Source organism: Brevundimonas sp. AAP58, from assembly GCF_001295975.1.
Taxonomy (GTDB): domain Bacteria; phylum Pseudomonadota; class Alphaproteobacteria; order Caulobacterales; family Caulobacteraceae; genus Brevundimonas.
In genome coordinates, this window is the sequence record NZ_LJHU01000053.1 from 36,715 (window position 1) to 45,058 (window position 8,344).

An 8,344-nucleotide genomic window follows, 5' to 3' on the forward strand; every position below is an offset into this window, starting at 1 on the left:
TCATGGCCGATGATCTGAAGCCGCCGGTCGCGCTCTACGACACGGATTTTGTCGCCTGGACCGAAGCCCAGGCCGAGGCTCTTCGTCGCACGCGTCCGGCCGGACTGGACTGGGACCACATCGCCGAAGAGATCGAGGACTTGGGCAAGTCGGACCAGCGCGCCTGCGAAAGCCTGCTGGAGCAGATCGTCCTTCACCTTCTCAAGATCGACCTGGGCGTCGATCCGAACAGCGAGAGGCACTGGCGCAGCGAGGTGCGGGCCTTTCGGCGAAGTCTTGCCCGGCGGATCACGCCCACGATCGAGAGGCGGATCCGTCCGACGTTGCCGCAAGTAATCGATCAGGCTCTCGCAGACTTGACCGAAGACGCGATCGTAGAGCCCGGCTCGGCTCCCGCATCGACCTATAACTGGGACGACGTCACCAGCGAAGGGCGGTTCCCGCCCTTCGGCTGAGGCTCACCCCGGCACCAGGCTCATGTCGCGGCGCGCCATCAGCTTGTCGAACTCCGACCAGACGCCATCCGCGCCGTGCCAGGACCCTTGCGTCGCGGCCTTGGAGTATTCGGTGGCGCGGGCCTCGAAGAAGTTGGCGTGTTCGACGCCACTGAGCAGCGACTGCAGCCACGGCAGGGGGTTTTCCTTCACGCCGTAGAGCTCGGGCAGCTTGAGCTGGCGCAGGCGCCAGTCGGCGATGAAGCGGATGTATTGTTTGATATCGTCCGGCGTCATGCCCGAGACATCGCCGGCCTCGAAGGCCAGGTCGATGAACTTGTCCTCGAGCTTCACCACGGTGCGGCAGCATTCGACGATGTCGTCGGCCACGGCCGGGGTGACGCAGCCGGTTTCCTTGTTGAAGGCGTGGTACAGCTTGATGATGCCGTCGCAGTGCAGGCTCTCGTCACGCACCGACCAGCTGACGATCTGGCCCATGCCCTTCATCTTGTTCTGGCGCGGGAAGTTCATCAGCATGGCGAACGACGCGAACAGCTGAAGCCCCTCGGTGAAGCCGCCGAACATGGCCAGAGTGCGGGCGATGTCGGCCTCGGTCTCGACCCCGAACTGGCCCATGTAGTCGTGCTTGTCCTTCATGGCCTCGTATTCCATGAAGGCCCCGAACTCGCTCTCGGGCATGCCGATGGTCTCGAGCAGCAGGGCATAGGCCGCGATGTGGATGGTCTCCATGTTGGCGAAGGCCGAGAGCATCATCTTGACCTCGGTCGGTTTGAAGACCCGGCCGTACTTCTCCATGTAGTTGTCGGCGACCTCGATGTCCGACTGGGTGAAGAAGCGGAAGATCTGCGTCAGGAGGTTGCGCTCACGGTCGTTGAGGTTAGCCGCCCAGTCCTTGCAGTCCTCGCCCAGCGGCACCTCTTCGGGCATCCAGTGGACCTGCTGCTGCTTCTTCCACATGTCGAAGGCCCACGGGTAGCGGAAGGGCTTGTAGGCGGCCGAGGGCGTCAGCAGGCCGGCGGTTGCGGGCTTGATCGAGACGTGAGCGTTCATGGCGGGACCGAAGCGGACAGAGGTTGGTGAGCGTCTGGAGCATCCAAGCCCAGATTCGACACTGACGCTACCTTTAGAGGATTAACGATCCCCAACATCAACATCTTGTGTGCAGGTGGGGACAATCTGGCGCAGGCACGCTCCTCCCTCCCGAGTACGTAAGGGAGAAGCCGCTGACCGCGAAGTCTGTCTCCACGCCTCCCGCAAAGCCGAAGGCGCGCTATAGGAGGGCCATGGACACACTATCCGAACGATGGACTCGGCTTGAGCCCCACGCCGCCTGGGTGGGGCCGCAGGACGATCGGCCGCGGCCGACGGCGCTGCTGTTCCACGGATGCGGGGGCCTGCGCGGCCATCTGCCGAAGTATGCGGCGGCGGCGAAGGCGAAGGGGTGGCGGGCGGTGATCGTGGATTCCTATGCGCCGCGCGGATGGAGCCGACAGTTCGCCATGGCCACGGTGTGCACCGGGCTGCTGCTGCGCGGATGGGAGCGGGCGGGCGATATCCTGGCCACCATCCACGGCGTGTCGGGGCGGCCGGACGTGGATGCCGAGGCCCTGCTGCTGGCCGGCTGGAGCCACGGGGGCTGGGGCATCATGGAGGCGATGAGCGCGGACCGGGATCGCAGCGGTGCCCTGGGCGTCGCCGACGCCGGGACCGTTTCGCTCGAGGGCGTGAAGGCGACCTATCTGGCCTACCCCTACGTCGGTTTCGCGGCGCTGAACCGCATGCGGCCGTGGCGGCATTGCCCGAAGACCCTGGCGGTGGTGGCGACGAAGGACCACCTGACGACGGTCCGGAATGCCCAGCGCATCCACGACATGGTCCGCAACTGCGGCGCGGACGTCGAGACCTGGATCGCCGATGGCACCCACAGTTTCGACGAGCCGATGACGGCCCCGCCGATGCGCTATGATCCCGTCCTGTGTGACGAGGCGATCCGCCGTTTCTCGGCGCTGCTGGAAGACACGGCGGTCGCCCCGCCCCTTGCCTGAAAAGCCAGTCAGAGGCTCAGGCCGGCTCGACCCGGACCTCGGCGCGGATGGAATTGGCGATGTAGCAAAGCCTGTGCGACTGGTGATGCAGGTCACCCAGGGTCGGCGCATCCGGCGCTTCGCCGGACCAGTCGATGGCGGGGCGAAGGACGACTTCGGTGATCGACATCCGGCCCCGGTCGTCGCGGGCTAGAGTGGCCGTGGCCGCATCGCGGTAGCGATCAACGATGAACCCCGCCTTGGCCGCCAGCGCCAGGAAGAACAGCATGTGGCAGCTGGACAGGGCGGCGACCAGCGCCTCTTCCGGGTCGACCGCGGTGGGGTCCGAGAGCGGCGGCGCGACGCTGGTCGGAGCCGAAGAACCGCGCACCACCGCCCCACCATCGAAACGCCAGTCATGGGCGCGAGAGTACTGATGGTCCGAGAACGGCTGATCGCCCCGGACCCATTCCACGATCGCCGTGTGTTCGCTCATCGCCAGAAGCCAACGATCCGCTTCACCTCGTCCACCACCGGATCGGCGATGGTGGCGGCGCGCTCGGCACCGTCACGGAGAACGCGATCGATCTCAGCCGGGTCGTCCATCAGGCGGCGCATCTCGGCCGTGACCGGGGCCATGGCGGAGACCGCGAGATCCGCCAGCGCCGGCTTGAAGGCGCCGAAGCCCTTGCCGCCGAACTGGGCGATGACCTGTTCGCGGGTCTGGTCCGACAGGGCGGCGTAGATGGCGACCAGATTACGCGCTTCGGGCCGATCGGCGAGACCGTCGACGGTCTCTGGCAGGGGCTCCGGGTCGGTCTTGGCCTTCCTGATCTTCGCGGCGATGGCGTCGGCGTCGTCGGTCAGGTTGATGCGGCTCTGGTCCGAGGGATCGGACTTGGACATCTTGGCCGAGCCGTCGCGCAGTGACATGACCCGCGTGGCCGGCCCCTGGATCACCGGCTCGGGCAGGGGGAAGAAGCCGGGGACGCCGAAGTCGGTGTTGAACTTGGCGGCGATGTCGCGGGTCAGTTCCAGATGCTGCTTCTGGTCCTCGCCGACGGGGACCTCGGTCGCCTTGTAAAGCAGGATGTCGGCGGCCTGGAGCACGGGGTAGGTATAGAGGCCGACCGAGGCGCGCTCCTTGTGCTTGCCTGACTTCTCCTTGAACTGGGTCATGCGGTCCAGCCAGCCCAGCCGGGCGACGCAGTTCAGGATCCAGGCCAGCTCGGAATGAGCGCGCACGGCCGATTGCGGGAAGATGGTCGAGCGCGCCGGGTCAAGCCCCGAAGCGATATAGGCGGCGGCGATCTCTCGCGTCTGGGCGGTCAGGACGGCGGGGTCCTGCCAGACGGTGATGGCGTGCAGGTCGGCGACGAAGACGAAGGTGGGGGCGGAGTCCTGGAGCGCCACGAACCGCTTCAACGCCCCGAGGTAGTTGCCCAGATGGAGCGCTCCGGAGGCCTGGATGCCTGAGAGGATGCGGCGGGGGCCGACGTATTCGGAAGCGGTGTCAGTCATCAATCCAGTCCGGAGGGGGTGGAAGCCCCGGGTTCACGCCTCAGCACGGCCTTGAGTTCGGCCGGGCTGACAGCGCGGAAAAGCACGATGCAGACGCCATACACAAGGGCGCCCGCGCCGCAGACGACCAGAACCGCGACCTCCTTGGCCAGGAACAGGCGGGCGAGATCGTCGTAGAAGATGTTGGCGGGCAGGAGGACGGCGGCCATGGCCAGGCTGGCGGCCAGGACGCGGGCGAAGCGCGAGAGGAAGCGGCCGGTGACGGTCCAGGACTCTTCCTTCACCAGCACGCCACCCAGCAGAGCCACGTTGATCCAGGCCGAGGTCGAGGTGGCGATGGCCAGGCCGACGACGCCGTCCATGCCCGCCTGCTCCATCCCGAAGAACAGGGCCGCGCCGAGCGCCACGGTGATGGCGACCGATGTGATCGAGAAGATCATGGGCCGACGGGTGTCCTCGCGAGCGAAAAAGGGCGGGGTCAGGACCTTGGCCAGCACAAAGGCCGGCACGCCCCAGGCGAAGTGGCGCAGCACGTCGGCGGTGCGGGCGGCGTCCTCGCTCGTGAAGGCACCGCGGGTCACCGTGGCATCGATGATGAAGAACGGAACGACGAACAGGGCCACCGCAGCGGGCAGGGTGAAGGCCATGGACAGGGTGATGCCATCGTCCAGCGTGCGGCGTCCGCCTTCATGGTCGCCTGTAACGAAAGCCCTGGTGAGGCGCGGAACCAGCGCCAGACCGATGGCGACCCCAACGAGGCCGAGCGGCAGCTGATAGAGACGGTCGGCATTGTACAGCACCGAACGCGCCCCCTCGTTGGAGCCGGTCAAGAGCTGGCTGACAACGGAGTTCAGCTGGAGCGCCCCGCCCGCGAGCACCCCGGGCACCGCCAGCTTGAGCGTGCGCGACACCCCCGGCGTCAGGCGTGGCAAGCCCAGCCGAAGCGTCACGCCCAGCCGCCTCACCCCCCACCAGAGCAGACCCATCTGGATCAAGCCGGAAAGGCTGACCGCGGCCGAGGTGGCCAGCAGCACGGTCGGCTGATCGATCTCGATGACCAGCGGCGCGAGCAACGGGATCAGGGTGCAGAGATTCAGGAACACCGGCACGGCCGCGGTCAGGGCGAACCGGCCCGAGGTGTTGAGCACGCCCGACAGCAGCGAGGCGATGGTCATGCAGGCGAGATACGGCATGGTCAGCTGGGCGGCGGTCGTGGCGGCGAACATCACACCCGCGTCATCGCGCCAGGCCGACAACAGCCAAGGCATGATCCAGGGCATGGCGACCTGCAGCAGGATGCAGAGCCCCGCCACAACGGCGAACATGAAGCTGAGCGCCTCGGACGCCGTGACGGCGGCGGCCTCCTCGCCTTCCCGCGCCCTCACGCCGCCATAGATCGGCACGAAGGCCTGGGCGAAGGCGCCCTCGGCGAACAGGCGCCGGAACATGTTGGGCAGCATCAGCGCGGTGGTGAAGGCGTCCATCATCGGCCCCTGGCCGAACTGGGCCGACAGGGCGAGATCGCGGCCGAAGCCGAGGATGCGGCTGCCCAGCGTCAGGGTCGCCTGAACCAGGGTGTTGCGGGCAAGGCTCAAGACGGGCTCATGCGGTCGGGGCGGAGGGACTGAAGCGGGCTTAGCGCGCTTCCGCGGCCGACGGAACGGGCCTTCTCGGGCCGAGCTCGGAGACGTCGCGGGCGCTGGCGCGGACGGCGGTGATCCTGCGGCCTTGGGGCGCGGCGGGGGCGCGGTCGAGCACAGCTTCCAGCGCCTGATGCACCTCGTCCAGCAGGACGTCGGAAGTGAGCTTCCGACCCTTGGCGTCGGTGACGTAGAAGCTGTCGACCGCCCGCTCTCCGAAGCTGGCGACGTGGGCCGAGCGGATCGACAGGTCGTGATCGGTCAGGGTCCGAGAAAGCTCAGCCAGCAGGCCCGGCCGGTCGGCGCCGGAGACTTCGATGACCGTGGCCTCTGCGGAGGCGGCATTGTCGATCATGACGACGGGTCGCACGTCGAACACGGCCCGGCGCGGCGAGGCGGGTGGCATGGGGGGCGGCGGGACAGACGCCTCGCCCCGGGCGGCGGCTTCGAGCGCGGCGATCAGTTGCGTCAGTCGGCGCGGCTCGGCCTGGCCGTAGGGCTGGTCGGCGCCATCCTGGACCTGGAAAACATCCAGCACCGTGCCGTCGGGGGCCGTGGCCACGCGGGCCCCTGTGACGTCGGCACCGGCGGCGGCCAGAACCGCGGCGAGGTCGGCGAACAGGCCGGGCCGGTCCCGGGCAGCGAGCGCGATCTCGGTCGTCTGTTCGATGCGTCCGGCGGCGCCGGTGCGGGCCTCGGCAGCGGCCCCACAGGCGAAGGCGCGGGCGACCAGGCCGGCGCGGTCGGCGAGCGGGTCCGTGGTCTTGAGGTCCTCGCCCCGGAACAGGGCCTCGACGGCGGCGTAGAGGCTACGCATCAGCTGGCCCTTCCAGCTGTTCCAGACGCCCGGCCCAACAGCGCGGATGTCGGCGACGGTCAGGACCAGCAGCATGCGTAGTCGCTCCGGATCGCCGACCAGTTCGGCGAAGGCGCGCACCGTGTCGGGATCCGACACGTCCCGCTTCTGGGCATAGTCCGACAGGGCCAGGTGATGGCGCACCAGCCAGACCACCAGTTCGATCCGGCGCGGTTCCAGCCCCAGCCGCTCGCAGGCGCGTCGCGCAGAGATGGCGCCGTCCTCCAGCTGGCCCCGGTCGCCACCCTTGCCCACGTCGTGCAGCAGCATGGCCAGCATCAGGGCCTCGGGGTCGGCGATCAGATGGATGACCTCGCTGGCCAGCGGGTGGTCGGCCTTGAGCTTGCCGCGCTGGATGTCGTTGATGATGCCGATGGCCTGGAGCGTGTGCTCATCGACCGTATAGGCGTGGTACATGTTGAACTGGGTCTGGCCGACGATGCGGCCCCACTCGGGCAGAAAGCGGCCGAGCAGCCCCGCCTCGTTCATGATGGTCAGGACGCGGTAGGGGCGCTGGCCGTGCGCCAGGATGTGCAGCAAGGCCGCCGTCGCCTGAGGGTCGCGCCGCAGCCGGGGCGTGACGAGGCCGAGGGACCGTGTCACAGCCGAGAAGGCATGGGGGTGCAGGTCCAGGTCGTGCCGGTCGGCGGTGACGAACAGGGTCAGGAGCTTGACTGGGTCGGCCGCGAACACCTCCGGCCCGGTGACCGACAGCCGCCCGCCGTCCTCCACGAAGCCCTCCACGCCCAGATCGCGGCGGCGGCCGGGGATGAGGCGCGACAGGCTGAGCGTTTTCTTCTGCTGGCGGGCCTCCAGAGTGGCGCTCATGGCGCGGGTCAGGGCGCCGACGTCGCGGGCCACGAGGAAGTAGCGGCGCATGAACCGCTCCACCGCCGGCTCGTCGCCGCGCCCGCGCCAGCCCATGCGCCGGGCGACCTCGGGCTGGAGGTCGAAGGTCAGCTTTTCCTCGGCCCGCCCGGCCGCCAGATGGAGATGGCAGCGCACGCGCCAGAGGAAGTCGAAGGCCTCCTCGAACGTGCGGCGCTCGCGAGGAGTCAGAAGGTCCTCCATGACCCGGGCGCCCAGCGGGCTGTCCGGCGCCAGGGATCGCGCGATCCAGAACAGGGTGTTGAGGTCGCGCAGACCACCCTTGCCGTCCTTGATGTTGGGCTCGACGCGGTAGCGAACAGCCCCGGCCTTGGCGTGGCGGGTCTCGCGCTCCTCCATCTTGGCGGCGATGAACGGGCGGGGGTCGGAGGACGCGACCAGGGCCTGAAAGCGGGTCAGGAATTCAGAGGCGAGGCCGGCGTCCCCCGCCAACGGCCGTGCCTCCAGCAGCGCCGTGCGGATGGTCATGTCGGACTTGGCGAGCGATAGGGCCTCATCGACCGACCGCGCGGACGAGCCGACCTTCAGGCCCAGGTCCCACAGGACGTAGAGCATGAACTCCGCCACCGTCTCGGTCCGGGCCGTGGTCTTCCAGGGGCGCAGGAAGACGATGTCGAGATCGGAGAAGGGCGCCAGCACGCCGCGCCCGTAGCCGCCGACGGCGATCAGGGCCAGCTTCTCGGCCTCGGTGGGATTGGGGGCGGGATAGAGGGTCTCGGTGGTGAAACGCCACAGCGCGGTCAGGAGCTCGTCAGCGGCCGCGGCGTAGAGGCGGGCCACCTCGACGCCCGGCAGGCCGTTGGAGAGCTTCGTGGCGATCTTCTCGCGGGCGATGTCGTGGTGGACGCGCAGGGTCTCGGCCACCGCTTGGCGCACGCCGGGACCACCGACGAGGGCGTCGAGGCGGGCGTCGAGCGTCAGCACCTAATCCTCCCCCGAGGAGCGAAGCGGAACGGGGGA

7 protein-coding genes are annotated in these 8,344 nt (G+C 68.5%); 2 read left to right on the forward strand and 5 right to left on the reverse strand.

Going from position 1 to position 8,344, the window contains the following annotated elements:
* The first annotated feature begins 2 nt into the window (after positions 1-2).
* On the forward strand, positions 3-455 hold the full coding sequence (locus IP78_RS07445) for a DUF29 domain-containing protein (protein WP_054111064.1): 453 nt from the start codon (positions 3-5) through the stop codon (positions 453-455).
* Positions 456-458: 3 nt separating this feature from the next.
* Here IP78_RS07445 and IP78_RS07450 read toward each other — a convergent pair whose 3' ends face one another.
* The gene (locus IP78_RS07450) at positions 459-1,505 is read right to left on the reverse strand and encodes a ribonucleotide-diphosphate reductase subunit beta (RefSeq protein WP_054111065.1); all 1,047 of its coding nucleotides are present in this window, start codon (positions 1,503-1,505) and stop codon (positions 459-461) included.
* Between the two features lie 233 nt (positions 1,506-1,738).
* Here IP78_RS07450 and IP78_RS07455 point away from each other — a divergent pair, with 233 nt between their 5' ends.
* Positions 1,739-2,500, forward strand: coding sequence for a dienelactone hydrolase family protein (locus tag IP78_RS07455; RefSeq protein ID WP_054111066.1), 762 nt, complete (start codon positions 1,739-1,741; stop codon positions 2,498-2,500).
* 16 nt (positions 2,501-2,516) lie between these two features.
* On the opposite strand, the gene IP78_RS07460 is transcribed toward IP78_RS07455, so the two are convergent.
* The 4 genes from IP78_RS07460 to glnD are packed head-to-tail and all read right to left on the reverse strand — an operon-like array spanning position 2,517 to position 8,308.
* Positions 2,517-2,975: an OsmC family protein gene (locus IP78_RS07460; protein ID WP_054111067.1), complete on the reverse strand. Its 459-nt coding sequence runs from the start codon at positions 2,973-2,975 to the stop codon at positions 2,517-2,519.
* Complete coding sequence (gene trpS / locus IP78_RS07465; protein ID WP_054111068.1) at positions 2,972-4,000, reverse strand: tryptophan--tRNA ligase; 1,029 nt, start codon at positions 3,998-4,000, stop codon at positions 2,972-2,974. Before trpS ends, IP78_RS07460 begins: the two co-directional genes overlap by 4 nt.
* The gene (murJ, locus tag IP78_RS07470) at positions 4,000-5,595 is read right to left on the reverse strand and encodes a murein biosynthesis integral membrane protein MurJ (protein WP_054111069.1); all 1,596 of its coding nucleotides are present in this window, start codon (positions 5,593-5,595) and stop codon (positions 4,000-4,002) included. The genes trpS and murJ overlap by 1 nt, the downstream gene beginning before the upstream one ends.
* 40 nt (positions 5,596-5,635) lie before the next feature.
* A complete protein-coding gene (gene glnD / locus IP78_RS07475; RefSeq protein ID WP_054111070.1) occupies positions 5,636-8,308 on the reverse strand; it encodes a [protein-PII] uridylyltransferase in 2,673 nt (890 codons plus the stop codon).
* Positions 8,309-8,344 lie beyond the last annotated feature (36 nt).

What these genes read in the sequence shown, in the direction of transcription:
- IP78_RS07445 (WP_054111064.1), top strand. Translation starts at nt 3, where the DNA reads ATGGCCGATGATCTGAAGCCGCCGGTCGCGCTCTACGACACGGATTTT.
- IP78_RS07450 (WP_054111065.1), bottom strand. Translation starts at nt 1,505, where the DNA reads ATGAACGCTCACGTCTCGATCAAGCCCGCAACCGCCGGCCTGCTGACG.
- IP78_RS07455 (WP_054111066.1), top strand. Translation starts at nt 1,739, where the DNA reads ATGGACACACTATCCGAACGATGGACTCGGCTTGAGCCCCACGCCGCC.
- IP78_RS07460 (WP_054111067.1), bottom strand. Translation starts at nt 2,975, where the DNA reads ATGAGCGAACACACGGCGATCGTGGAATGGGTCCGGGGCGATCAGCCG.
- trpS (WP_054111068.1), bottom strand. Translation starts at nt 4,000, where the DNA reads ATGACTGACACCGCTTCCGAATACGTCGGCCCCCGCCGCATCCTCTCA.